The following is a 23,833-nucleotide window of genomic DNA, read 5'->3' as shown; positions in this document are numbered from 1 at the left end:
TTGAGCGCGAACTACCCGCAGCGACTTCCCGGCCGCAACCCAAGTCTTTTAGGGGCGCGGGGAACTGCGCGACCAGCCCTCCACTACCCGCACCCGCCTACCGGCCCCTCACCCACCCCCTCAAACCGCCCCCCTCCCATGCACCACCCGAAAGTCCCCCGGCACCACCCCCGAGATCCGCGTGAAGAACTTGCTGAAGTTCGTCGTCTCGGCGAAGCCCAGCGTGCGGGCGATCACGGAGATCGGCTGCTCCGTGTGGGCGAGGAGGCGCTGCGCCTGGAGGGCGATGCGGTCGTCGATGACTTCCTTGGCGGTCCGCCCGCTGGCGGCCTGGCAGGCGCGGGTGAGCGTGCGGACGGTGTACCCGAGCCGGGAGGCGTACTGGTCGACGCGGTGATCGGTGGCGTAGGAGTCCTCCAGGGCCGCACAGAAACGCGCGTACGTGTCGTTGTGGCCACGCGACTCGGAGGCCGGCCGCGGAAGGCGGTCGACGTCCAGGAGGACGGCCGTGAGGAGGTGGCGGAGGATCTCGTGGGACGGCTCCAGGCGGGCGTACTCCCTGGCCAGGGAGTCGAGGGAGACGTCCGTCACCTGCTGGGAGACGTTCCCGCGCCACGACGCGAGGAGGCTCTCCGAACCGGGGAAGGGGGGCGGAAAGGCGGGGGCGAAGCGGAGGTGCGTCCCCTTCACCTTGCCGCGCGGCCCGAACCGCTGGACCTGCCCGGGGCGGACCCACAGCAACGTCCCCGGCACACACTCGTACGTCACGAAGTCGACCGTGTGCTCCCCCCGCCCCTCCGAGATCAGCGTGAGCGTGTGGAAGTCGACCCGGTTGAACCGTTCGAGAATCCCCTCGGGAACCCGCCCCCGCAGCTCCTCCAGCGGCCCGATCTGAAACCCGGGAACCGGCCCCTCGGGAGCCATGCACTGAAGATCGTGCACCCGCGCCTGTTCCATGTCCGCTCCGGATCTCGGCCTGTCGTCTGCGCACCTCGCTCCGCAACCCTCCCGACCCTAGGGTGTGTCTATCGGATCAGTCCTGGGCGCGCGGCGTGGCACGCACATCTGCCGCGTTGTCGTCAGTCGCCGACGCGCCGCGTCGACTCCCTCCTCCGCCTTGCAGCTGCACGCACCACGCCGCGCTCGCCTGCGTTGTGAAGGGGCCGCTTCTTGAGGCGGACTGATCCGATAGACACACCCTAGCCTTTCTGACATAAGCGGCGCGCCCCCGTACATCCCCCTCAACGCGAACCAGCGAGGACCTTCGCATGTCCCTCACCGTCACCGCGGCCACCGGTAACCTCGGCCGCCTTGTCGTCCAGGCGCTGCTCGATCGCGGCGTCCCCCCACAGCGGATCGTCGCCGCCGTCCGTAGCCCGGAGAAGGCCGCCGACCTGGCGGAACGCGGTATCGAGGTCCGCGAGGCCGATTACTCCCGCCCCGAGACCCTGCGGGCCGCGTTCGCGGGGACCGAGCGGCTGCTGCTGGTTTCCAGCAGTGCCGCAGGGGCCCGTACGGAGCAGCATCTGAACGTGATCGAGGCCGCCGAGGACGTGCCCCATCTCGTGTACACGAGCGCCGCGTACGCCGACAGCGTGCCGATCGCGATGAACGCCGAGCACGCGGTCACCGAGGAGGTCATCCGCGAGTCCGGCATCCCGTTCACGATCCTGCGCAACAACTGGTACCTGGAGAACCTGACCGGGAACCTGGGCCGGGCGCTGGAGAGCGGCGCGATCGTCGGCGCGGCAGGTGAGGGGCGGCTCTCCTCCGCCTCGCGGGCCGATTACGCGCAGGCCGCGGCCGTCGTCCTGACCGAGGGGGACCGCCATCTGGGGCTGACGTACGAACTCGCCGGTGACCGCCCGTTCACCATGCTGGAGTTGGCCGCCGAGGTGTCCCGGCAGAGCGGCAGGGACGTCGCCTACCGGAACCTCCCGCAGGCCCAGTACGCCGCGACGCTCGCGAAGTTCGGGGTGCCCGAGGTGTTCGCGGCGATGCTCGCCGAGCGGGACGGCGCGATCGCGCGGGACGAATTCGTCGTCCGGACCGGGGAGTTGGCCCGGCTCATCGGCCGTCCGGCCACCACGTTCGCCGAAGCCGTCTCCGCGGCCCTCAAGTAAGGGAGTACGGCCATGTCCGATGCCGGGAAGAACCGAGAGATCGTCGTCCGGTTCTACGAATCCCTGTTCAACGAGGGCGACTTGAGTGTCGTCGACGAACTCGTGGGGGACGTGTACGTCGACCACCAGCCGATGGCCGGGGACGGGCCGGACGCGCTCAAGGGGGCCATCACCGCGATCCGCGCCGCGAATCCGGGGATGCGGGTCTCCGTCGAGCGGGCCCTCGCCGAGGACGACCTCGTCCTGCTGCACGTCGACGCGGGGACGCACGCCGTCGCCGGGATCTTCCGGGTCGAGGACGGGAAGGTCGTCGAGCACTGGGAGGCCATGCAGCCCGTCCCGGCGGGGAGCGACATGTTCTCGTCGGCCGGCAGGTCCGGCGGGGACTCCGAGGACAGCCGGCGGACCGTCCTCGCCTTCTTCGACGCGGTGACCGTCGAGCGGGACCTCGGCGCGTTCGACCGGTACCTCGGGGAGCTGTACATCGAGCACAACCCGGACACCCTGAACGGCGCCGACGCGTCCCGCGAGAAGTTCGCGGGGGCCTTCGCCGCCCTCCCCGAGCTGCGGATCAGCCGGAAGCGGGTGATCGCGGACGGCGATCTGGTCGCCGTCCACCACCACTTCCAGGCACACGCGGACGACCGAGGCGCGGCCTGCGTCGAGATCTTCCGGGTGGCCGGCGGGAGGATCGTCGAGCACTGGGACGTCGTACAGCCGGTGCCGGAGGTCTCGGCCAACGAGCACACGATGTTCTAGGGACGGGTGTCCCCAGGTGGCGGGCCGTCGCCTCTCCCCCTTTCCGGGCCCGCCACCTCTCCCCATTCCCCCCCCGGTTCAGACCGTCCGCGTCACCGGAATCCACAGCGCCGCGTCCGCCCGCGCCCCGCCGTCCGTGACCGTCACCTGGAGGATCTCCGGCCCCGGCCGGCTCTCGTACGGGTTCGACGGGAACCACTGCGTGAACACGTCCCGCCACAGGTACTGGAGTGCTTGCGGGAAGGGGCCGGAGCTCTCGAACACCGCCCACGTCCCGGCGGGGACCGGGAGGGCGTCCAGGTCCTCCGGCGGCTCTTCGGACGTCAACACCCCGTGGTAGTAGTCGAGTTCCGTGCCCTCCGCCCGGCTCGGGTCGAGCTGGTCGCTGACGCCGACGATCCCGGACGGCTCCTGGTCGGACAGCTCCTTCAGCCGCTCCAGCGTCTCGGCTCCGATGCCTCGGATGAACGAGGCGATCGCGGGGTTGGCCCCCTCGTGCACGAGCGGCACCCGCGCCCTGCGCCCCACCACCCGGAACTCCCCCTTCTCCACGACCCGGTACCGCATACCGCTGCTCCCTTCGACGACGAGCCGGAAGGAGAGCCGGGGCTGCGTGGACAGCGTCGCGCCGGTCCGCCGGGCCTCCCCCGGCCCGACCCCGTGCATCGCCCTGAACGCCCGCGCGAACGCCTCCCCCGAGCCGTACCCGTACCGCGTCGCGATGTCGAGCAACGTCCGCTCCCCCGCGAGGACTTCGGCCCCGGCGACGGTCAGCCTGCGGCGGCGTACGTACTCCGACAGCGGCATCCCGGCGAGCGCCGAGAACAGGCGGCGGAAGTGGTACTCGGAGGTGACGGCGATCCGCGCGAGACCGGCCGCGTCGACGGGCCCCGGGAGACACGTCTCGATGTGCTCCATGGCCTGGTTGAGGCGGTCCAGCACGCCCGGCTCCTTCCCTTTGACACCGTTCACGCTAGGGAGAGGGAAGGGCGACCGGCCCGACTTTCCGTGCCCGCTTCTGTCGGGTCTCCCGGTGCCAGTTCAGGATGAGGTACGCCACCGGCGCCCAGAGCAGCAGGATCAGCGGCGGGGCGAGGCGCCAGGGGAGGTCCGTCCCGGCTCCCGAGATCCCCACGACGGCCGAGATCACACCTACGGCGACGGTGAGCCGGGACGTGTACACGCGCCGGCGGCTGTGTCTGCGGGGGCGGACGACGTGCAGGGCGCCGAGTGTGAGGAGCAGGGCGGCGAGGACCGCGCCGAACGTGCCCAGGGCCGCCTGCGGCTGGGGTTCGTCGCGGGGCTCGTCGGTGGTGTTCTGCCGGTCCTTGCCCCGGACGAGGTCCATGAGGTCACCGCGCCACGCGGTCGCCGTGATCTCGTCCCCCTGATTCAGCTCGCCGGTCAGCGAACCCCTGCTGCCGAAGCTGGTCCCGTACGTCCAGTAGGGCGCCGAGACCGTCGTCACGGTCAGCCGCGTGCCGCTGCGCTTCTTCCTGGTGATCTCGTCGACCCTGACCGTCACCGTCCGCAGACAGTCCTCCCGGATCGAGGCCGCCGGCGCGGACCGCTCGGTGTCGCAGACCTCGGCGGCCTGATACGCGTCGTACCGCTCGGTGGACCCCGGTATCCAGGTCGCGAACACGACGTACGCCGCCACCGCCGGAACCGCCGCCAGCAGGACGAGGAGGGCACCCCCTGCCCGGGTGCGTGCCGCGCTGAACTCCTTGGCGACCTTGCCCCAGGTCGTCCCGGTGACCGGCATCGCCCCACCCCCCTCGTCCCGCCTCCATCCTCGCCGCCCGGCGTCGGGCGGGACGAGGCGGGGTGTCGGCAATGTTCGGGGACGGTGCGCTGCTGGGGTCCGGCAGTTTTCTGCAAGGCATTCCTGCATCAAGTTGCAGCGAAAGTCATTGCGCGCTCACTGATAGCTCTGGAAATATTCACGACGTCAGAAGGCGACATCGGAAGCCGAAGTCGGAAACCGAAGTCGGAAGCCGCGATCCGGGGGGATAAATGGACTACTCGGTATTGGTGCCGTTTCTGCCGCGCCGGACCGAACAGGTTCTCCCTTTCGCGGCGCTGGTGGAATGGACGGGAGCCGCGAGGCTCTGGCAGGGGCAGAGCCTGCTGATGGAGCCCTTCCAGTCGTTCTCCGCCGTGGCCGGCGCCGGATTCCGGGTGCCGACCGGACTCGGGGTCACCCTGATGCCGCTGCGCCACCCCTTCGAGGCCGCGCACAAGGTCAAGACGCTGGCGATGGCGACCGGCGAGGAGGTCGTGGCCGGCTTCGGACCGGGCGCGAAGACGCTCCAGCAGAGCCTGCTCGGCGCCCCCTACCGCAGCCAGCTCACGGCGGTCCGTGAGTACATGACCGTGGTCAGGGGCCTGCTGAGCGGCGAACCGGTCGACTTCGACGGCGACTACTACACCTGCCACGCGGGGATGGGCCCGGCGATGTCCGCGCCCGTCCGCCTCGGACTCGGGGTCCTGCGCCCCGGGATGGCCCGCCTCGCGGGGGAGGTCGCGGACGTGGCGATCACCTGGCTCACCCCGGCCGCCTACCTCGACGGAGTCGTCCGCCCCGCCCTGCGGGAAGGCGCGGACCGGGCCGGGCGCCCGGTGCCGAAGGTCACCGCGATGGTGCCGGTGGCGCTGGAACGGTCCGACCGGGACGTCTCCGAATTCGTGCTGGCGAGTAATTCCGCCCATATGCAGGCACCGCACTACATCGACATGCTCGGAAAAGCCGGTATCGACTTCTCCGAGCGTGACGCGAAATCCTCCGCGCGGCTCATGGCGGAATCCGGGGCGTTCGTCTTCGGGAACATCGACCAGATAGTGAAACAGCTCGACGAATATCGGGACGCCGGGGTCGACGAGATCGTGCTGAACCTGACGGGCGTGTGCCGGCTCTATGGAGCCGGTGCCGCGATGGACGACTTGAAGCAGATCCTGGCCGCCGTGGGCGCGGATCGGAGGGACTCCGGTGAATGAGGAACTGATCTCCCGCGTGGGACACCACCTGCGCTCCTGGGTCACCGGGCGCCCGCTCGACGGCGACGCCGCCACCGTCGTCCTCGAAGACCCGGCCGGACTGGACGCGCTGCTCGGCTCCGACGCCGCCGGACCGGGGACGCTCGTCCTCGTCCCGGGGGCGGAGCACCGGCGCGACGAGCGCACCGGCGCGACCGTCGTCGGGTACGAGGGGTCGCTGAGCGGCGCGGAGGGGGACGCGTCGGTCGACGACGTGCTGTTCCTCCAGATCCAGGACTACGGCGTCAGCCCGTACATGTCCCTGCTCGGTACGACGCTCGTGCGGATGTCCGGCGACACGGACTTCGAGCTGTTCCTCGCGGACGCCGACGCGGCGCGGGCGGAGGGGCGGTTCGCCTCCTTCGCGGTCAGCCCCGCCGTCCAGCTCGCGGACGTCTCGGCGCTCGGCGCCCGGGTGCCCGGCGACGGGCCGGGTACGCGGCTCTACGTGGGCCGGGACGGAGGGGTCTCCGTCTCCCCACAGGGGCTGCGGCTGGGGACCGTCGGTGACTCGGCGGCCGGCCTGCGGGCGGAGTGGGAGCGGCTGGAGGCGGCCGGCGAGGTGCCGGGGGCGGTGCCGCTGGGCGCGGCCGTACCGGAGTCGCTGCGCGGCCCGGCCGTACGCGAACGCCCTTGGCTCGCACGCTACTTGGCGGTACTCGACGTCCTGCGCGAGCTTCAGGCGCGCGGCGTCACCGAGCCCAGGGTCTCGGGCTTCGGGCACCGTCTCGTCCCCGAACTCGACGCGGCCGAGGAGGCGTTGGACGTCGACGACGCCGAGGCGCCGATCCTGTGCTGGACGCCCGAGCAGGCGTACGTCAGGGTCCCCGGCCCGGGCCGGACCTTCCAACTCGGGCGCAGGGCCGCCGAGATCACGGAACTCGTGCTGGTGCTCGGCGCCGCCGGAGCCCTGGCCCGGCACCCGGAGCGGGCCGAGGTCGAACGGGTCCTCAAGTTCTTCGCCGAGAAAGGCGTTCGCGTGCTGGAGGTGACCGCATGACGACGACCCGAGTGGCCGTCCCGGGCCTCGCCGGGGAGATCCTCGCCGGATACGGCGACCGGGTCCGCGTGCACGACCTCTACGACGAGGCGGGCGCCTCCGTCTACCACGACCTCGCCGCCGCCGACACGACCGAGATCAGGGAGCTGACGCGGGCCGTCCGCGCCGTCCCCGGTCCGGTGCTCGAACTCGCCGCCGGTTCCGGCCGGTTGACGCTCCCCCTGCTCGCGCTGGGCCGTGCGGTGACGGCGCTGGAGCTGAAGGAGAGCATGGTCGCCCTCCTCAAGGAGCGCCTCGCCGAGGCCCCGGCGGGCATCGGGGCACGCTGCACGGTGGTCCAGGGAGACATGACCGCGTTCGCGCTGGGCGCCCGCTTCGCCGCCGTCGTCCTCGGCACGACGTCGGTCTCGCTGCTCGACGCCGACGGCAGGGCCGGGCTCTACAGGGCCGTACGCGCTCATCTCGCGCCCGGTGGCAGGTTCCTGCTCTCGACGGTCGACGTGGCCGACGACGGCGCGGACCTGGATCTGGAAGCCTCGGGTGCCAGTGGCCGGCGTTACCGGATGATCGAGCACTGGCGGGCCGGTCAGGAGGTCCGCGAGGTGACCGTCCTCGCTCCCGAGCGGGAGATCCCGCAGACCGGACCGGTACCGGTGTTCACCACCGCGATCCGGGTCCTGCCCCCCGACGACCTCACCCGGGAGCTGGCGTCCGCCGGACTGCGCGTCGTCGCGCGGCACCCGCTGCCCGCCGCCTCCGCCCGCCACACCGGCGTACTCCTGGAAGCGGAGGCCGCGTGATGCTGTGGCCCTCCCTGCTCGACCCCCGGCTGCACGGGGCGGACGACCTGTGCGCCGTGTCGGCGGACGGCGTCCGGGTCCGCTTCCTGGACGGCCGTGAACTGCTCTGCGGCAGCAGCGGGTTGTGGAACGCGAACCTCGGCTACGGCAACGAGGCGATCGCCCAGGCTTGCGCGGACGCCCTGCGCGATGCCTCCTACCTGTCGGTGTTCCGCTACGAGAACGTCTACGCCCGGCGCGCCGCACAGGCGCTGATCGAGGCGGCCGGCGCGGACCACTACGGCCGGGTCGTCTTCTCGACCTCCGGAGGCGCCGCCAACGACCTCGTGATGAAACTGGCCCGGCACTACCACGCCCTGCGCGGCGAGGGCGCCCGCAAGCTCGTCGTGGGCCTGCGGGACAGCTACCACGGCCTGACGTTCGGCGGGTTCGCGCTCACCGGCGAGAACCTCGGCCAGGCGGTGTACGGCGTCGACCAGCGGCTCGTCCGCCATGTCAGCCCCAACTCCGTGGACGAGATAGCCCAGTTGGCGGCCCAGCAGGGCGGCCGGATCGCGGCGGTCGTCGTGGAACCGGTCCTCGGCAGCGGGGCGGTCCCGCTGACCCCGGAGTACGTGGCGACCCTGCTCGAACTCCGGGACCGGTACGGCTTCCTGCTCGTCGCCGACGAGGTCGCCACCGGCTTCGGGCGCACCGGGGACTTCTTCGCCTCCCAGCGCTGGCCCGCCCCGCCGGATCTGCTGATCACCTCGAAGGGCCTCACCAACGGCACACAAGCGGCGGCGGCCGTCCTGCTGCCCAGTGCGCTCGCCGAACCCTTCGACGCGGCCGGGGACGTCTTCGTCCACGGCGAGACGCAGGCCGGAACTCCCGTCACCTGCGCGGCGATCCTCGCGACCGTCGAGGAGATGCGCCGGCTCGACGCGGTCGCCTCCGCGCGGCGGCTGTCGGGGGTGCTGGACGAGCGGCTCGCGGAGCTGGTCGATGCCGAGCCGCTGGTCTCGGGGACGACGGGGATCGGCTGCTTCCGGTCGATCCGGCTCCGTACGCCCGGCGGGGAGCCGTTGCCGCAGGCCGAGGTGCCGGGGGTCGTCGCGGCGATCCGGGAGGCGGGGGCGATCGTCCACCCGAGCGTGGGTGGCGTCCAGATCCTTCCGGCGCTGGTCTACACGGACGACGAGGTCACCGAACTCCTGGACTGCGTAAGGGCCGGAGTCGCCGCGCACGCCCGCCAGGCCGAGGTGGTCTGAGTGGACACCTGGAACCTCAGTGGCCGCCGCCCCACCCAAGTCGTGCACGGCATCGGCGGGTTGGCCAAGTGGCTGACCCACCAAGAGGGCCGCACCCTGACCCTCCTCGCCGACCCCGCCGTCGCCGACTCGGAGACGGTCGACCGGATCACCGCCTGCGCGGCATGGGCGGACCGGTCGGTGGAGCGGATCGTCCCGGACGGCCCCGGCACGCTGGAGAGCGTGACGGCGCTCGCGGAACGCCTCCGGACCAGCGAACTCGTCGTGGCCGTCGGCGGCGGCACCCTCCTCGACCAGACCAAGCTCGCGGTGCTGACGAGCGCGGCCCCGGTCGTCCGGGACCGGCTCGCGGCGGGCGGCCGGAGCGGGCTCGTCCTGCTCCCCGCCGAGGCTGCACCCGCCGTCCCCGTCGTCACCGTGCCCACCACCGTCGGCACCGGCAGCGAACTGAGCGGCGGCGCCTGCCTCGCCGGGCCGCGGGGGAAGCGGCTCGTGCTCGGGAACGGGCTCCAGCCGGACGTGGCGGTCCTCGACCCGGTCGCCACCCGGACGCTGCCCGCCGAACTCCTCGCCGAGGGTGTCTTCGAGGTGTTCTTCCGGACCGCCGGGATGTACGTCGGGGACCCGCGGGACCTCCCCACGGAGGACGCGTTCACGCTGACGCTGCTCCAGCGACTGACCACGCTGGGCGCGGAGTTGGCGGCGGTACGGCGGTCCGGTCGTGGGGCCGGGGACGCGCTGCGGCTGGAGATCGCCCGGCTCAGCGGCATCAGCCACGGGCCGGGGTTCAACACCGGCCGCGACCCGGCCGCCTGCAAGGGCTGGTACCTCGCCAACGAGCTGTCCACCGGGCTCGGCCTGCGCAAGATGACGGCCGCCGCCGCCGTACTGCCGCCCCTGTGGCGGCGGATCGCGGAGGGCGACACCCACTGGGGCTCCGTGCCCCGGCTGCACCGCCTCTGGCAGGCCGTCACCTCGGCCCACCGGCCGGCGCTGCCCGAGGACCCGGTCGACGGGATCGGGGCACTGCTCGACACCTGGCTGATCGGACGGGACGTCGAGGCGGACGCGGAGCGGACGGAGCTGATCGCCCGGTCCACGCTGCGCGCGTGGGGGGACGGGCTGCCCACGCTGGGCGCGCTCACGCTCGCCGACGTACGGCGGGTGCTGGACGAGGCCGTCCGGCAGCCGCACCTGGACCTGGAACTGGACCTGGAACCGGCCTAGGCCACCACAGACTTCCGCCGGCGATCAGCCTGCGGACGGCCCGAAACACCATGTAAGGGGGGAAACACCATGCAGACCGTGAACAGCACCACGTCCGCGCCCCTGGAGCTGGCTCTCCAGGAGCTGGACCAGCAGCTGGACATGCGGGAGCTGGAGGCGCTCGACGCCCCGGACTTCAGCTGGAGCGCGGCGCTCAGCGCCGTCGGCGGCCTGAGCGCGGGGGGCGTCATCTCGTACGTCTCCATCGTCACGCTCGCCACCTGAGCCACAGCATCCGTCATCGAGACCCCCTGAAGGAGGTGAAAGAAATGAAGGAGAACACGAACCCCGCTCTGGAACTGGCCATGCAGGAGCTGTCCATGGAGGAGCTGGAGGGCATGGAGGCCCCCGACTGGTGGGACAGCTTCCTCGCCAGCGCGGCCATCTCGGCCGGCGTCAGCGCCGCCTACAGCACCATCGCCGTCACCTCGGTCATCGCGACCTGAGTCTGAACGGACAGCGCCCTGCTCCGGAGGCCGGCCATTGGCCTCCGGAGCAGGGCCGCTCCGAATGAATATACGTGCGGCCCCGGGCCGCAGGGGAGGACGTGGCGTGACCGACGCCATCGACATCACAGGACTCACGAAGCGCTACGGCGACGTCACCGCCGTCGAGGACGTGTCCTTCACCGTCCGTTCGGGCCGGGTGGTGGGACTCCTCGGACGCAACGGGGCCGGCAAGACCACGACTCTGCGGATGCTGCTGGGGCTCGCCCGCCCGACGGCCGGCACCGCCACGATCTTCGGCCACCCGTACGGCCGACTCCCGCGCGCCGCCCACCGCGTGGGCGTCAGCATCGACGGCATCGGCCCCTCCGCCGCCGCCTCGGGCCGCGCCGACCTGCGGATCTGGGCCCGCACCATCGGCCTGCCGCTCACCCGCGTCGACGACGTCCTCGAACAGGTCGGCCTCGCCTCCGACGCCCACCGCAAGGTCCGCGAGTACTCGCAGGGCATGCGGCAGCGGCACGCGCTGGCCACCGCGCTCCTCGCGGACCCCGAGCTGCTCATCCTCGACGAACCCGCCAACGGCCTCGACCCCGACGGCATCCGCTGGCTGCGCGAACTCCTGCGCTCCCTCGCGGCCGAGGGGCGGACCGTCCTCGTCTCCAGCCACATCCTCGCGGAGGTCGAGCAGATGGCCGACGACATCGTCATCCTCCAGAAGACCCTGCGCTACAGCGGCACGACCGCCGAGCTGACCCACGACGGCGAACTCACCCTGGAGAGCCGCTTCTTCGACCTCGCCGGTCCCGCTGTGAAGGAGGACGTCCGTGCGTGACCTGATCGGGGCCGAGTGGCGCAAGATCTGGACGGGCCGCGCCTGGTGGGGAGTTGCCGCAGCCGCCGTCCTCATGTGCGTGATGGCCGACGCCGGGTTCGTCCAGCAGGACGACGCGAAGAGCGGCGCCAACGGGGACATCACCTCCACCCTCGTCCAGGGCTGGTTCATGGTCGAACTCGCCGCCGCCGTCGTCGCGTTGATCGCCGTGACCCGGGAGTTCGGGAACGGCGCGATCAGCCGTTCGGTGCTGCTGGGCGGGGGCCGGGCGCGGCTGCTGACGGCCAAGCTGGTCGCCGTCGTCGGCTGCGGCGCGGTGTTCGCGCTGGCGGCCGGGGCGCTGGCCGCCGTCAGCCCGTGGCTGTTCCTCGCCGGGCGCGAGCAGGGGCCCCAGTGGACGGCGACCACGACGTGGACGCTGCTCGGGGTGATGCTGACGATCGTCGTCGGCGCGGTGTGGGGGGCGCTGCTGGGGTTGCTGATCCGCCAGCAGGTCGCCGCGATCCTCGTCCTGCTCGTGAGCACCTGGCTGGTCGGGGAGGGGCTGCTGCGGCTCGTCCCGGCGATCGGCAGGCTCACGATCGACGAGGCCATGGCGTCCGTCTACCGGGGCGGGAACGAGAACCTGCTGCCGATTCCGTGGGCGCTGGTGGTGCTGGCGCTGTGGATCGGCGCGGGGACGTTCGCCGCGCGGACGCTGTTCCTGCGCCGGGATCTGCCGTGAGGGCGGTGCTGAAGCGGGGGCAGGGGGAGGCGTCGGCCGGTGTTGACGGGGGCCGCCGCCGAGGCGAGACGTCCGGCGGCGCCGGCGAGGGGCGTCGGCGGGGCTTGAGGCGGGCACTCGGCGACGCCGGGCGGCCGAAGCGCGGCCAGGCGGAGACGCCCCCGCCGCCCCTCCCCGAGCGCCCCCGCCTCGCCCCGGACGTCACCGTCCACGAACCCGTCGAGGACGGTGCCCCCTGGCTCGTCCAGTCCGGCTCGCAGCGCTACCTGCGGGTCGCCGAGGGCATGGCGAAGCTGCTGCGGCTCGCCGACGGCACGCGTGACGCCGGGGAGTTGGCGCGGGAGCTGGGCTGGCCGGTGGAGCTGGCCGGCGAGGGGCTGCTGCGCGCACAGCGCGGCGGGCTCCTCGAAGACGCCTCGCAGAAGCCACGCCGGGAGCGCCGGATCACGTTCGTCCCGCCGCTCACCGTCCAGTTCACCGTCGTCCGCCCGGAACGCATGCTGAACGTGTTCCGTCCGCTCACCGCCCGCCTGGCGCACCGGAGTTGGGGGATCGTCGCGGCGGTCGTCGCCGCTTCCGGGCTGCTGGCCCTCGTCGCCCAGGCCCGGACGACGACGGCCGCCCTCTCCGAACCGATCTCCCTGCCCGCCCTCTTCGCGCTGCTCGCCGTCACCTACTGCGGCACGATGCTCCACGAGCTGTCCCACGGGCTGGTCCTGAGCCACTACGGCGGCCGGCCCAGCCGGATGGGCTTCATGCTCTTCTACCTGACCCCCGCGTTCTTCTGCGACGTCTCCGACGGCTGGCGGCTGCCGAGGAACCGGCAGCGCGTCCGGGTCGCCCTCGCCGGGATCGCCACGCAGGCCGTCATCGCCGGTCTCGCGGGCATCGGCTCGGTGGCCGTGGCGGTCGCCGGGGGCAGCCCCGCCGTGCGCGACTTCCTGCTGCTCCTCACCGTCACCAACTACGTCTCCGGCCTCTTCAACGCCATCCCGTTCGTCAAACTCGACGGCTATCTGGCCCTGATGAGCCACCTGGACGTCTCCCACCTGCGGGACCGCTCCATCACCGACGCCCGTCGCCTTGTCGCCCGCCTGCTGTTCGGCGGCCGGTACGAGCGCGCGCTGCCCGGTGTCGACTGGGCGCCCCTGTTCGGCCTGGCCTGCATGCTGTTCCCGCTGTACGTCGTCAGCATGGCGTTCTCCCTCTGGGGCTCGATCCTGGAGAGCGCGGGCATGGTGGGCGCCGTCCTCGTCTCGATCGCGCTCGGCTATCTGTCGCTGCGCGTGTACGTCGGCGTCCTCAAGCTCCTCGCGGAGGCGCGGACGGCGGGGGCGGCGGCCTGGCGCCGGGTCACCGTCTCCCTCGCGGCCACCGGCGTCGTCGCGGCGGCGCTGCTCGGCATCTCCGTGCCGTACACCGTCACCGGCGGGTTCGTCGCCGAGGGCCAGGGGCGGACGGTCCTGGTCGCGACCGCGACGACCGACCGGGACGCCATCGAGCCCGGCGCGGAGGTGCGGCTGCTGAGCGGCGGGGTCGTCCTCCAGAAGCAGTGGGGTACGGCCACGGTCGCGGGCGGCGACTTCGTGCGCCTGTCGGTGCCGTTCTCCGCGTTCGTCCCGGTGACCGGGCTCGACGGGCTGAAGGTGCCGGTCGACGGGGTCGCCCTCGACGGCGGCCGGCTCGCCCCCGGGACCACCGGGCAGGCCGTGGTGGACGCGGGTGAGCGGAGCCTCGGTGACTGGCTGTACCTCAAGTACGTGGCGCCGTTCTGGCGTTGACGCGTGCTGACCTCGACTCCCGTACTCCCGAAAGTGGTTGACCTGCCATGGATGCGTATCGGCGTGTGATGTTCCTGGCGCCGGGAACCCCCTTCTTCGACCGGACCGAGGCCGACACCGCCGATCCGGACGACGACTTCCGGGCGTCCCTCGCGGCCGAGGTGCCCGCCGACTGGTCCTGCCACGTCGGCACCGACTGGACGATGCTCACCCCGCACGGCTACCAACTGCCCGCGCAGGGCTGGAAGGTTCACGTCTCGGCGACCTCGGAGAACGCGCGGCGAGTCCTGGAACGGTCCTGGGAGTGGCTGGTCGAGCGGCGGATGGCGTTCAAGTTCATCGGCAGCAGGCAGGTGTTGACGCGCCGGAACGGCAAGTACGGGGATCGCGGGGCCAGCGGGAAGTTCATCACCGTCTATCCCGAGGACGAGACCCGTCTCGCCGCTGTCCTGGACGGGTTGGGCGAACTCCTCGACGGGGAGCGCGGGCCGTACATCCTCAGCGACCTGCGCTGGCGGTCCGGGCCGCTCTACGTCCGGTACGGCGGGTTCGTCGCGCGCATGATGAAGACGGAGAAGGGGGAGACCGTCCCCTGCATCGAGGACCCCGAGGGCCGGTTGGTGCCGGACGTACGGGGCCCTTCCTTCCGTCCCCCGGAGTGGGTGACGCTGCCTGAGTGTTTGGGTGAGGCCCTGGAGGCACGCAACGCGGGCACGCTGGCGGACTTCCCCTACCGGGCCGAACGCGCCCTGCACTTCTCCAACGGCGGCGGCGTGTACCGGGGCACCGACACCCGCACCGGTGAACCCGTGCTGCTGCGGGAGGCCCGCCCCCTCGCCGGCGTCGACACCCACGGCGAGGATGCCGTCGCCCGCCTCGAACGCGAACGCGCCTGCCTGGAACGCCTCGCCGGGCTCCCCTGGGTGCCGCGCCTGATCGAGGCCCGAGTAGGCCACGAACACCACTTCCTGGTCCGGGAGTTCGTCGAAGGCGAGACCTTGGCCGTACGCACCACCCGCGACAACCCGTCCTCCCCGGCCGCCGACCCCTCCGCCACGGCCTCCTACACCCGCTGGGCCGTGAACGCCCTCGACCAGATCGACCAGGGCATCCGCGCGATGCACGCCCGAGGCGTCGTCTTCGGCGACCTCCACCCCGGCAACATCCTGATCCGCCCCGACGATTCGATCGCCTTCATCGACCTGGAGACGGCAACAACAGACCTCACATCCCACCAGATCCACGCGGCCCCCGGCTTCGCCGCCCCTCCCACCCACCGGGGCCCGTCGATCGACCGCTACGCCCTGGGTTGCCTCCGCCTCGCCCTCTTCACCCCACTGACCAGCTTGTTGGCGTGGGGCCCGGAGAAACTGGACCAGCTGATCGCGCTGATCGAGTCTCGGTATCCGGTGCCGGGGGATTTCGGGGCGAAGGTGCGGGCGGATCTGGGGGCGGGACCGGAAGGGGACGACGCCCAGGTTCGCGTTGCCCTTGGCGCCGACGCCCGCAACCGGCTGCCCGCCGAGCGGCTCACCGCCCCGGCCGGTGCCGACGTCGAGAACCCGGCGTCCGCCGAGCGGCTCACGGTCTCGGTCGGTCATGGTGTCTCTGTGGTGGAGGCCGGCGACGGCGTCATCGCGCCGCCGGCTGTTGCCGGTAGCCGGGCCCTGGCGTTCGCCGAGCGGTCCATGGTCCCGGCCGGCGGCGGTGTTCCGGCCTCCGCGTCCGCCGAGCGGCTCACCGCCCCGGCCGGTGCCGACGTCGAGGACCCGGCGTCCGGCGAGCGACCCGCAGTTCCGGCCGATGACGACAACCAGCCTCCGGCATCCGCCGAGCGCCTCGCGGCACCTGCCGGTGCCAGGGCCTCAGCGTTCGCAGAGCAGTTGACACGTCCAGCCGGTGTCGGCGGCCGGGCTTCGGCGCTCACGGAGCGGCCGACGGACTCGGCCGGGGTCGCCGCCTCCACCACGGTGGTCGGCCATGGCGCCCCCACGGCCCCCGCCGCCGCCGGTCCGCAGGGCCCGGCGTCCGCCGAGCGCCCCGCACCCCCGCCCAGTACCGTCACCCCCGCCCCCGCGATCGCCGCCGGCATCCTCGCCACCGCGACCCCCACCCGCGAAGACCGCCTCTACCCCGGCGACACCGCCCAGTTCATCCTCCCGGAGGGCGGCGCCTGCCTTGCGTACGGGGCCGCCGGGGTGTTGTGGACCCTTGCCGAGGCCGGTGTCGAGGTCCCCGCCGGGCATGTCGGCTGGCTGGCGGAGGCCGTGCGGCGGGCCGTTCATCCGGCGCCCGGCCTGTACACCGGCACCGCCGGAGTCGCGTGCGCCCTGCACCGTCTCGGACGTACCGATGAGGCCGTCGACCTTCTGAAGGGCGTGGCGGAGCCGGTGAACGACACCTTGCTCGACGGGCGTGCCGGACTCGCCCTCGCGCACCTGTACTTCGCGCGGAGCATCGGTGACGACGCCGCGCTCAAGCAGGCGACCCTCCTCGCGGAACGGCTGACGGAGAGCGCGGCGGCGGGTCCGCCCCGGCGGGGGGAGGCCGGGCTGTTGCGGGGCCGGGCCGGTACCGCCCTGCTCCTGCTGCGCCTGTACGCCCACGCCCCCGACACCGCCCTCCTCGACGCCGCCCACGACCTCCTGGACGCCGACCTGCGCGCCCTCGGCTGGACGGACGACGGCTGGACGCCGGGCTCGATCGGCACCCGCCCCACCTTCGCGGCGGGCAGCGGCGGCACGGCCATGGCGCTGCGCGAATACCTCGACCAACGCCCGGACGACCAGTACGAGTCGGCCTGCGCCGCCGTCCTGCGCTCGGCCCTGGACTGCGTACCCCACACCGTCGGCCTCTTCCACGGCTTCGCGGGCGTCCTCCTGACGGCCAAGCGGCTGGGCGGCGACACGGCCGACCTGGAGCGGCACCTCCGCCTCTACGAGGTCCCCCACGAGGGCGCCCCGGCCTTTCTGGGCCTGGAGAACGTCCGCCTGACGACGGACCTGGCGACCGGCGCGGCGGGCGTCCTGCTGGCCCGCGCCGCCACGCACCCCCTGGCGTTCCTGTGAACGCCCCGACGGTGTCGGTGATCTGCCCGACGTACAACAGATCCGCGAAGATCACCGAGACGATCGACTCGGTCCGCGCCCAGACCCTCCAGGACTGGGAGCTGCTCGTCCTCTCGGACGGCTCCGACGACGACACGGACGACCGCGTACGAGACTCCGCCCGCCAGGACCCCCGCGTCCACCTCCACCGACTCGACCGCACCGGCCACCCCAGCACCCCCCGCAACACCGGACTCGCCCTCGCCCGGGGCGAGTTCATCGCCTACCTCGACCACGACGACCTCTGGCGCCCCGACCACCTCACCACCCTCCTCGAACTCCTGCGCACGGGCGCGGACTTCGCGGTCACGGGCTGCACGTACCACGACACGACCGGCGCCGAACCCGTCGAGTTCGCCCCCCTGTCCGCCTTCTGGCACCCCCAACTCCAGCTCCTGGGCCCGATGTTCGAACCGTCGAGGGCGGGCCACCGGCGCGGTGTGGTGGAGGGCGTCGGCGGCTGGCGGGGCGGCGCGGGCCTGGAGGACTGGGACCTGTGGCTGCGGATCGCCGACGCGGGCCACACGCTGCGGACGGTCGTACGGCCGACGGCGGCCCTGCTGATGGACGGCGGCACCCGCCGCAACCGGATGCCCCGCCCCCACCGCCTGCCCCTGGCCGTCGTGGACGACGCCCGCATGGCGCACGACGTGCTGGGCGAACTGCGCTCCGGCCGGCACGACGAGGCGTTCCGCGCCGCCGTGTTCGCGGACACGCGGGACTGGTACCGGCGGATGGACGAGTCCGGCGACCTGGTGAAGCCCCTCGACTGGAGCGGGGACCTGGACGACGAGATCCGGCGCGTGGTCTCCGGCGAGGTCAGACTCTTCGACGAACTCGTGCTGGTGCCGGAGCGGGGAAGGTACGCCATCGCGCGCAATTTCCTGTGCTCCCGCGCCGAACACGCCCGCCGGGCCGCCCTGTTGGTGCCCTCGGTCCAGCCGCGTGTGCTGCGGCTGGTGAGGGAACTGGCACAGGGCGGCCCGGCGTTCCTGTCAGATGAGCCCCAACTCCTTGGCTCTTAGCGCCGCTTGGAACCGAGTCGCGGCCTGGAGCAGCTTCAGCAGCTCCGCGACCCGCCCCCGGTAGGTGCGGACGGAGACGCCGAGTTCACGCGCGCCGACCTCGTCCTTGTCGGCGCGCGCCATCGCCTGGAGCACCTTCAGATGCGTGGCGTCCAGCAGGACGGGTTCGAGGAGCGTGGTGGCGTCCAGCGCCTTCGACCAGCAGAGGTCGAAGAACGACAGCAGGACGCCGGCCAGCGCCCCCTGCTCGACGAGCACGCCGCCCGGTACGGAGTCCCGCTCCGCCTGGACGAGGGCGGTCTCCCGGTCGGCGATCAGCACACGCTGGAACTCGCCGTCCAGGAGCCGGACTTGTGCGCCGTGCCGGATCAGCTCCGCGAAGAGCGTGGAGCCGGCCTCGTCCGCCAGGGCCTGTCTCTGGACCAGGATCTTCAGGGCGACCCCGCGCCGCAGGCAGGCCATGCCGACGCGGCGCGCGACACGGACCGCCTCCGGTGTCAGGGTCCGGTCCGGCTGCATCGTCAGGACTTCGCGCCGGGCCTGGGCCGTGAGGTCCACGGCCCAGTCGCACACGTCTTTGTCGTCCCCCTGGAGCCGGCCGGTGGGCCGGCGCAGCAGGGACTGCCGGATCAGCGAGTACCCGAACGACAGGATCTCCTGCTGTTCGGCGTGGAGCGTGCGGAGCCGTTCGTCGAGCAGGCGTCCTACGTTCTCGATCTCCTCGCTGGTTTCGGGCAGGAGTGTGGGATGTACGGAAACACTCAAGACTAGTTCCCCCGTAGTCATGTTCGAGCGTTGGTGCGGTGGTTCTTTGTAGGTGTCTCTGGTGGATCTACAGAGCGGTGGAGGCGATGACGGCCGTGAGCGCGCCGATCGTGGTCCGGATCGACTCGCCCAGCTCAGCCGCCTGCCCCTGGCCCTCGGTGAGCGCGGTCAGTCGCTCGTCGAGGCCGGACACCTGCGGCAGGACGGCCGTGAGGCCCGAGTGGTGGAGCACGGCGAGGAGTACGGTCGTCCGCTCGTCCGGCTCCTGCCCCTCCGCGAGGACGGCGGTCAACCGCCCCCGCAGCGCGACGAGTTCGGACGAGTCGACGACCGGATGCTTCACGGACCCGAACGCGCCGAGCACCTTCCGCCCCTGCGCCTTGACGATCTCCTTCTCCAGCAGCCCCTGATAGGCCGCGTCGAGCGCCGTCTCCCGCACGGCGAGCAGCCACTCCCGAGGCGTCTCCTCAGGATGACTGCGCCGACGCTCGTCCATGGCGGCGGCAGCCGGACTCACCTGGTTGCCAGGCAGCTCCAGCTCCAGCAGAGCGGCGCTCGACAGCGCCAGCGAGACCCGCAGCGGAGCCTCGCGCAGCTCCCCGCTGCTCTCGTCGAGCGAGAGGAGCACGATCTGCTCCCCGATGGTCAGATTCCTGGTCACAGAATCCCCCGATTCTTCCCGTAGCGGCCGGAGTGGCCGTGATAGCCGTGATGGCATACGAAAGCGACGGCGAGCCCCATGCCCACCGCCGTCTCCAATATTGGTCTGTACATATCAATCCCCCTTGCGTCGTGACACCGGACAGGATCACTGCGGCATCACCGAGCGAAGAACCGCTCTCTCCTGGAGGCGCTCACTCCACTCCCGGCCAGGCTACGCGCGTCACCACCCCGTGATCAACGCACATCCTGGACAACAGATCGTCAAGAGTCCCGCGGCCGTACCACTCCTTGAACCCCCCACCCCGACAGACCCGGCACGACCTTCTCGCGGCGGACCTGAGCGAGGCCCGAGCGCGGATCTCCGGGCTCTGACCGCAGGGTCGTGGCTCGCAGGCTCAGGGGACCAGGTTGGTGAGGTCGATGTCGAGAGCGAAGGGGACGGCGCTCTTCAGGCGGTCCCTGTGGATGCCCGTGGGTACGTACGTGCTGGTCATGGTGTCGAGTTCGTACGTGTGGACCGTGGGGGAGCCCGCCTCGTCCTCGACCCGCCAGAAGTGCGGGATACCGGCCTGCGCGTACTTGAAGGGCTTGAGAGCACGGTCCCGGTCCGCCGACTCCTCGGAGACGACCTCGACGACCAGGACGACGTCCTCGACGGCGTACCAGGTGCGGTCGGGGTCGTAGGGGGCGGTGGTGACCAGGACGTCGGGCTCGGGACGGCTCCTCTTGTCGAGCCGGACGGTCATCTCCCCTTCGACCTCGAACCCCTCGGGAGCCGCCTGCTCCAGCGTGAGGGTCAGCTTCTTCACGAGCCGGGTGTGCCAGGACCGCTGCGGCGACATCATGAAGATCAGTGCTCCGTCGATGAGTTCGGTGTGGCGCGGCGCCTGGGTGAGGTGGTCGAGGTCGTCCGCTTCCCAACCACTCGGCCGGGGCGGATACATCCACTCGGGGAGTTCGGCGGTCACAGCTTCCTCCAGACGCGTCGAAGGGCGGTGCGGGCCCGGAGCCCTACGGCTGCTGTCAGCCTAGTGGACATAACGGCCCGCCGAACCGTGTGTCGGCACTGCCCAGGCGACTTCGTGCAGGTCACGCGGCATATCTGAGGCAGCGGCCACTACCCCGACATGCATTTCGCCAACGCCGGAGAGACGACCCCGCCCGGCAGTTCCTGGATCACCTGAATCCCGACCGCCGACAACCGCGTCCAGCGGTACGGCGACCGAAGACGGCGGTCCTGCTACGCCGATGTGCTGTGGCTGAAGCCGAGGGAGGTCAGCCCCTCGGCTCGGCACAGCCTGTCGGACGGGCCGCCGACCTCGGTCTGGAGGAGTTGGTAGGCGGCGCCCTGGGACTGGCCCCGGTGCATCGCGGCTCTCCACAGGGCGCGGCCCAGACCGTGCCCCCGCGCCTCGGGCGGGACGGCGAAGTACTGGGGCCTGAGCTGGGGGAAGCCGATCGCGTCGGGGCGTACCTCCATGGGACCGATCGCCCCCACGATCCGGCCCTCGACGGCGGCGGCGAGGACCGGTCCGCACTGGCCGGCCCGCATCTGAGAGTGGAGGAAGCCCCGGTCGACGACGGCCGCCCGCAGGGTGTCCTCGAAGAGGTCGACGGTCAGCGCATGGGGGTGGACAGGGCCGAGCGTCGGCATGATTGGCGCGGTCAGCACCGGCCGTAGCCAGTCCCAGCGGAAGAACATGAGCGGCACCCTAGTCACCGCGTGGGCTTCTTGGCCCTTGACTACCGTACAGGGCAGGCCAGTTCAGGGATCGAGTGATTGGGCGAGCACGTCACGACCGCCAAGGACAGATACGAGCTTGTTCCTCAGGTTCGAAAGGCGCTGAACGGTACGGCACTTTCTAGTGCGAGATCCCGCCATGCGAGATATCTGCCGATGTCCGGGTCCTGGATCAGCTCCCGATTGATCTGCGTTCCGTCGGAGCGGTAGTTGAGATGCACCACGATCGATTCGTCGAACAGCCAGAAGTCCTGTTCCGGAAGCCCGGGGTTCGGATGATCTGTGACGTCGACGATCTCGTAGTCCTCGCCGGCCGCGACGTTTCCGGGGATGCACCACTCGAACAGATACCGGCTGTACGGCGTCAGCGGGCGGGACACGATCTTCGCCCGGGTCATGGTCCGACCGGCCGCCGCGTGGTCAAGAACGGTCTGGTGCCAGGCCGCGTTGAAACCCTCCGGAACCGGTTCACCGGCGAGGAAGCCACGGACCGTCTCGGCCTCCGCGGGCATGGCGTAGGTCTGATGGACCTCCAGCCGGAACGCGGACCGCTCGAAGTCACGGAAGTACGCCTGCCATTCGTCGCCGTCCAACAGGACGGGGCTAGAGCCACCCACGGACACGAGCCGCCTCCTTCAGGATGCCCTCCGGGACCAGGACGGTCGGGCAGTCGCCGTTCCCGCACTCGTCGTCCTCGCCTCGGCATGGCCCACCGGCGATCATGCGCAGTTCGTCCACTGAGACCCCTCCGGTCCGTGTGGTGAGCAAGCTACGGACCGTCTTACCCCCGTCTCAAGGGCGCCCTGCCGTTCAGTCACGTAGTCGCATAGAACGGTAGGGGGCGGTCACGGACCTTCGGGCCGACCGGCAGCGGTCGGGAACGCGCACCATGGCAAGACCACCCAGGCTTCACGAGGTGACCAGCAGTCCCGCCCTCGCCGACAACCCTACGGAGCCCCGATGACCCCCCACCCCACGCGCGATCGTTCGGTCACCGACCGCGGCCTTCTCTCCGCCAAGGCGTACGGCACGGACCGGTACCTTGCCGCCCGCCAGTCGCTGTACCGGTGGCAGACCCCGCGTCACGATCTTCCGGGCATCGTCGTGAACGAACTGGTCGGAGTGCGCGGCGCGGTCGCGGACGTCGGTTGCGGCAACGGGAAGTTCGTCGCCCGGGTACGGGAGGACCGTCCCGACCTGTACGTGCTGCCCATGGACGTCTCTCCCGGAATCCTCGGTGCCGTCCCGGGGGCGGCCGTCGCGGATGTCCAGCAGCTGCCTGTCGCCGATGGAGCGCTCGGCGCGGTCCTGGCGCTGCACATGCTGTACCACGTCGAGGATCAGGCTCGGGCGGTGCGGGAACTGGGCCGTGTGCTCGGACCCGAGGGCGTCGCGATCGTCTCGACCAACAGCCGGACCGACAAGCGGGAACTGGAGCAGCTTTGGCGCCGGGCGGCGGGCGATGTACTGGGCGTTCCGGAAGGGCCGGCCCGGGTGCAACTCTCCGCCCGCTTCACCCTGGAAGATGCTCCGGCGATCCTCGGTTCGGTCTTCGGCGACCTTCGGACGATCCCTCTCCCCGGGGTGATCGAGGTGACCGAGGCCGAACCGGTCATCGCGCACTTGGCCTCTTACGAAGCCTGGGCGGACAAAGCGGGTGTTCCGTTCAGAGAGACGATCGAGCGCGCGCGAGAGCGGGTCGACGAGGTCATCGAGGTGGAGGGCGTGTTCCGCGTCACCTGCCTGGGCGGCATGCTCGTCTGCCGGAGGGCGGTGCTGACGTGACGGCGACGGACACCGACGAGCGGCCCGGGATCGCGGCTGCGGTGGTGGTGCGTGAGGGGTGTGTGCTGCTGGTTCGGCGGCGGGTGGGCGAAGGGGAGTTGGTGTGGCAGTTTCCGGCGGGGGAGGTCGAGGGCGGGGAGTCCGAGACGGAGGCCGCTGTGCGGGAGGCGTGGGAGGAGACGGGGGTGGTGGTGCGGGTGGTGCGGGGGCTTGGGGAGAGGGTTCATCCCAAGACGGGGCGGCGGATGTCGTACACGGCCTGTGAGGTGGTCTCCGGGGAGGCGTACGTCGCGGACGCGGAGGAGTTGGCCGAGGTGGTGTGGTGCGGGGTGGGGGACGTCGACTCGTATGTGCCGTACGGGTTATACGGGCCTGTCCGGGAGTATCTCGACCGGGCGGCGGCCACCTCGTAGGTCACTCCGGGGAGCGGACGCGGCGACGACGCCATCTCCGTGGTCTGCGGCCGGCTTCGGCGGGCGTGACCGGAAGCCCGAGCTCCAGGCGACAGCTCGTGTTTCAGTCGGGTGCTTCTGTCACCGACGCCCGCTGGTCCCGGCTGCGTCGCAGGCCGGCCAGCGTGGCGGAAGCGGTGAAGGACGCCGTCGCCAGGGTGCAGTGGGTGGCGAAAGACCCACTGAGCGTTTTCAGCTTGGCCATCGATCGGGTGATGTCGACAGCGTGCGCAACGCACGAGGCTCCCGTGCCGTTGGGGGAGGTGTTCGAAGTC

Annotated in this window: 26 protein-coding genes; 16 read left to right on the top strand and 10 right to left on the bottom strand. The window is 71.6% G+C overall.

What is annotated here, in order from left to right; genetic code table 11:
• Positions 1 to 120 precede the first annotated feature (120 nt).
• On the bottom strand, positions 121 to 924 hold the full coding sequence (locus ABZX85_RS35365) for an AraC family transcriptional regulator (protein WP_355878080.1): 804 nt from the start codon (positions 922 to 924) through the stop codon (positions 121 to 123).
• Positions 925 to 1,268: 344 nt separating this feature from the next.
• On the opposite strand from ABZX85_RS35365, the gene ABZX85_RS35360 reads away from it, so the two are divergent.
• Both ABZX85_RS35360 and ABZX85_RS35355 read left to right on the top strand, forming a co-directional pair.
• Complete coding sequence (locus ABZX85_RS35360; RefSeq protein WP_355878078.1) at positions 1,269 to 2,123, top strand: SDR family oxidoreductase; 855 nt, start codon at positions 1,269 to 1,271, stop codon at positions 2,121 to 2,123.
• Between the two features lie 12 nt (positions 2,124 to 2,135).
• Positions 2,136 to 2,882 (top strand): ester cyclase, encoded by a 747-nt coding sequence (locus tag ABZX85_RS35355; protein ID WP_355878075.1) that lies wholly within the window; start codon positions 2,136 to 2,138, stop codon positions 2,880 to 2,882.
• A 78-nt stretch (positions 2,883 to 2,960) separates the two neighbouring features.
• Here the strand turns inward: ABZX85_RS35355 and ABZX85_RS35350 are convergent, their stop codons facing one another.
• Both ABZX85_RS35350 and ABZX85_RS35345 read right to left on the bottom strand, forming a co-directional pair.
• On the bottom strand, positions 2,961 to 3,824 hold the full coding sequence (locus tag ABZX85_RS35350) for a GyrI-like domain-containing protein (RefSeq protein WP_355878072.1): 864 nt from the start codon (positions 3,822 to 3,824) through the stop codon (positions 2,961 to 2,963).
• 31 nt (positions 3,825 to 3,855) lie between these two features.
• Complete coding sequence (locus tag ABZX85_RS35345; protein WP_355878069.1) at positions 3,856 to 4,647, bottom strand: hypothetical protein; 792 nt, start codon at positions 4,645 to 4,647, stop codon at positions 3,856 to 3,858.
• A gap of 251 nt (positions 4,648 to 4,898) precedes the next feature.
• Between ABZX85_RS35345 and ABZX85_RS35340 the strand changes: the two genes are divergently transcribed.
• The 12 genes from ABZX85_RS35340 to ABZX85_RS35285 all read left to right on the top strand — a co-directional run bounded on the left by ABZX85_RS35340 (position 4,899) and on the right by ABZX85_RS35285 (position 18,152).
• Complete coding sequence (locus ABZX85_RS35340) at positions 4,899 to 5,879, top strand: LLM class flavin-dependent oxidoreductase (protein ID WP_355878066.1); 981 nt, start codon at positions 4,899 to 4,901, stop codon at positions 5,877 to 5,879.
• Positions 5,872 to 6,918 carry a daptide biosynthesis RiPP recognition protein gene (mpaB, locus tag ABZX85_RS35335; protein WP_355878063.1) on the top strand — a complete coding sequence of 349 codons (1,047 nt, stop codon included), beginning with the start codon at positions 5,872 to 5,874 and terminating at the stop codon, positions 6,916 to 6,918. The genes ABZX85_RS35340 and mpaB overlap by 8 nt, the downstream gene beginning before the upstream one ends.
• A complete protein-coding gene (mpaM, locus tag ABZX85_RS35330; protein ID WP_355878060.1) occupies positions 6,915 to 7,718 on the top strand; it encodes a daptide-type RiPP biosynthesis methyltransferase in 804 nt (267 codons plus the stop codon). Before mpaB ends, mpaM begins: the two co-directional genes overlap by 4 nt.
• Positions 7,718 to 8,968 carry a daptide-type RiPP biosynthesis aminotransferase gene (mpaD, locus tag ABZX85_RS35325; RefSeq protein ID WP_355878057.1) on the top strand — a complete coding sequence of 417 codons (1,251 nt, stop codon included), beginning with the start codon at positions 7,718 to 7,720 and terminating at the stop codon, positions 8,966 to 8,968. Before mpaM ends, mpaD begins: the two co-directional genes overlap by 1 nt.
• Positions 8,969 to 10,195, top strand: coding sequence for a daptide-type RiPP biosynthesis dehydogenase (gene mpaC / locus ABZX85_RS35320; RefSeq protein WP_355878054.1), 1,227 nt, complete (start codon positions 8,969 to 8,971; stop codon positions 10,193 to 10,195). It begins immediately after the preceding gene.
• Between the two features lie 78 nt (positions 10,196 to 10,273).
• Entirely contained in the window at positions 10,274 to 10,459 is a 186-nt protein-coding gene (locus tag ABZX85_RS35315) for a daptide-type RiPP (protein ID WP_328749162.1), read from the top strand.
• Positions 10,460 to 10,503: 44 nt separating this feature from the next.
• Positions 10,504 to 10,680: a daptide-type RiPP gene (locus ABZX85_RS35310; protein WP_158002849.1), complete on the top strand. Its 177-nt coding sequence runs from the start codon at positions 10,504 to 10,506 to the stop codon at positions 10,678 to 10,680.
• A gap of 106 nt (positions 10,681 to 10,786) precedes the next feature.
• Entirely contained in the window at positions 10,787 to 11,515 is a 729-nt protein-coding gene (locus ABZX85_RS35305) for an ATP-binding cassette domain-containing protein (RefSeq protein ID WP_355878051.1), read from the top strand.
• Positions 11,508 to 12,239: an ABC transporter permease gene (locus ABZX85_RS35300; RefSeq protein WP_355878048.1), complete on the top strand. Its 732-nt coding sequence runs from the start codon at positions 11,508 to 11,510 to the stop codon at positions 12,237 to 12,239. Before ABZX85_RS35305 ends, ABZX85_RS35300 begins: the two co-directional genes overlap by 8 nt.
• Complete coding sequence (gene mpaP / locus ABZX85_RS35295) at positions 12,236 to 14,020, top strand: daptide biosynthesis intramembrane metalloprotease (RefSeq protein ID WP_355878045.1); 1,785 nt, start codon at positions 12,236 to 12,238, stop codon at positions 14,018 to 14,020. Before ABZX85_RS35300 ends, mpaP begins: the two co-directional genes overlap by 4 nt.
• A gap of 47 nt (positions 14,021 to 14,067) precedes the next feature.
• Positions 14,068 to 17,088, top strand: coding sequence for a class III lanthionine synthetase LanKC (lanKC, locus tag ABZX85_RS35290; protein ID WP_355878042.1), 3,021 nt, complete (start codon positions 14,068 to 14,070; stop codon positions 17,086 to 17,088).
• Positions 17,085 to 18,152 carry a glycosyltransferase gene (locus ABZX85_RS35285; protein ID WP_355878039.1) on the top strand — a complete coding sequence of 356 codons (1,068 nt, stop codon included), beginning with the start codon at positions 17,085 to 17,087 and terminating at the stop codon, positions 18,150 to 18,152. Before lanKC ends, ABZX85_RS35285 begins: the two co-directional genes overlap by 4 nt.
• On the opposite strand, the gene ABZX85_RS35280 is transcribed toward ABZX85_RS35285, so the two are convergent.
• The 6 genes from ABZX85_RS35280 to ABZX85_RS35255 form a co-directional block, all read right to left on the bottom strand.
• Entirely contained in the window at positions 18,123 to 18,917 is a 795-nt protein-coding gene (locus ABZX85_RS35280; protein WP_355878036.1) for a hypothetical protein, read from the bottom strand. The two genes, ABZX85_RS35285 and ABZX85_RS35280, sit on opposite strands and share 30 nt — an antisense overlap.
• Before the next feature lie 67 nt (positions 18,918 to 18,984).
• Positions 18,985 to 19,578, bottom strand: coding sequence for a GPP34 family phosphoprotein (locus ABZX85_RS35275; RefSeq protein ID WP_355878033.1), 594 nt, complete (start codon positions 19,576 to 19,578; stop codon positions 18,985 to 18,987).
• A gap of 397 nt (positions 19,579 to 19,975) precedes the next feature.
• The gene (locus ABZX85_RS35270; RefSeq protein ID WP_355878030.1) at positions 19,976 to 20,548 is read right to left on the bottom strand and encodes a Uma2 family endonuclease; all 573 of its coding nucleotides are present in this window, start codon (positions 20,546 to 20,548) and stop codon (positions 19,976 to 19,978) included.
• A 272-nt stretch (positions 20,549 to 20,820) separates the two neighbouring features.
• Positions 20,821 to 21,282: a GNAT family N-acetyltransferase gene (locus tag ABZX85_RS35265; RefSeq protein WP_355878538.1), complete on the bottom strand. Its 462-nt coding sequence runs from the start codon at positions 21,280 to 21,282 to the stop codon at positions 20,821 to 20,823.
• Positions 21,283 to 21,407: 125 nt separating this feature from the next.
• Positions 21,408 to 21,914 carry a DUF6879 family protein gene (locus tag ABZX85_RS35260; protein WP_355878027.1) on the bottom strand — a complete coding sequence of 169 codons (507 nt, stop codon included), beginning with the start codon at positions 21,912 to 21,914 and terminating at the stop codon, positions 21,408 to 21,410.
• Between the two features lie 10 nt (positions 21,915 to 21,924).
• Positions 21,925 to 22,059, bottom strand: coding sequence for a hypothetical protein (locus tag ABZX85_RS35255; protein ID WP_355878024.1), 135 nt, complete (start codon positions 22,057 to 22,059; stop codon positions 21,925 to 21,927).
• Between the two features lie 222 nt (positions 22,060 to 22,281).
• Between ABZX85_RS35255 and ABZX85_RS35250 the strand changes: the two genes are divergently transcribed.
• A complete protein-coding gene (locus ABZX85_RS35250) occupies positions 22,282 to 23,106 on the top strand; it encodes a methyltransferase domain-containing protein (protein ID WP_355878021.1) in 825 nt (274 codons plus the stop codon).
• Positions 23,103 to 23,519, top strand: a complete 417-nt coding sequence (locus ABZX85_RS35245) for an NUDIX hydrolase (protein WP_355878019.1) — start codon at positions 23,103 to 23,105, stop codon at positions 23,517 to 23,519. Before ABZX85_RS35250 ends, ABZX85_RS35245 begins: the two co-directional genes overlap by 4 nt.
• Before the next feature lie 103 nt (positions 23,520 to 23,622).
• On the opposite strand, the gene ABZX85_RS35240 is transcribed toward ABZX85_RS35245, so the two are convergent.
• Positions 23,623 to 23,833, bottom strand: a 211-nt coding sequence (locus ABZX85_RS35240) for a hypothetical protein (protein ID WP_355878016.1), incomplete at its 5' end; no start/stop codon positions are given.

Source organism: Streptomyces sp. NPDC004539 (genome assembly GCF_040610055.1).
Lineage (GTDB): Bacteria > Actinomycetota > Actinomycetes > Streptomycetales > Streptomycetaceae > Streptomyces.
This window is presented reverse-complemented; position numbering and strand designations above follow the sequence as displayed.

Coding starts and splice junctions, on each gene's coding strand:
- mpaD (WP_355878057.1), top strand. CDS start 7,718: ATGCTGTGGCCCTCCCTGCTCGACCCCCGGCTGCACGGGGCGGACGAC.
- lanKC (WP_355878042.1), top strand. CDS start 14,068: ATGGATGCGTATCGGCGTGTGATGTTCCTGGCGCCGGGAACCCCCTTC.
- ABZX85_RS35355 (WP_355878075.1), top strand. CDS start 2,136: ATGTCCGATGCCGGGAAGAACCGAGAGATCGTCGTCCGGTTCTACGAA.
- mpaM (WP_355878060.1), top strand. CDS start 6,915: ATGACGACGACCCGAGTGGCCGTCCCGGGCCTCGCCGGGGAGATCCTC.
- ABZX85_RS35265 (WP_355878538.1), bottom strand. CDS start 21,282: ATGTTCTTCCGCTGGGACTGGCTACGGCCGGTGCTGACCGCGCCAATC.
- ABZX85_RS35345 (WP_355878069.1), bottom strand. CDS start 4,647: ATGCCGGTCACCGGGACGACCTGGGGCAAGGTCGCCAAGGAGTTCAGC.
- ABZX85_RS35310 (WP_158002849.1), top strand. CDS start 10,504: ATGAAGGAGAACACGAACCCCGCTCTGGAACTGGCCATGCAGGAGCTG.
- ABZX85_RS35340 (WP_355878066.1), top strand. CDS start 4,899: ATGGACTACTCGGTATTGGTGCCGTTTCTGCCGCGCCGGACCGAACAG.
- ABZX85_RS35250 (WP_355878021.1), top strand. CDS start 22,282: ATGACCCCCCACCCCACGCGCGATCGTTCGGTCACCGACCGCGGCCTT.
- ABZX85_RS35365 (WP_355878080.1), bottom strand. CDS start 924: ATGGCTCCCGAGGGGCCGGTTCCCGGGTTTCAGATCGGGCCGCTGGAG.
- ABZX85_RS35360 (WP_355878078.1), top strand. CDS start 1,269: ATGTCCCTCACCGTCACCGCGGCCACCGGTAACCTCGGCCGCCTTGTC.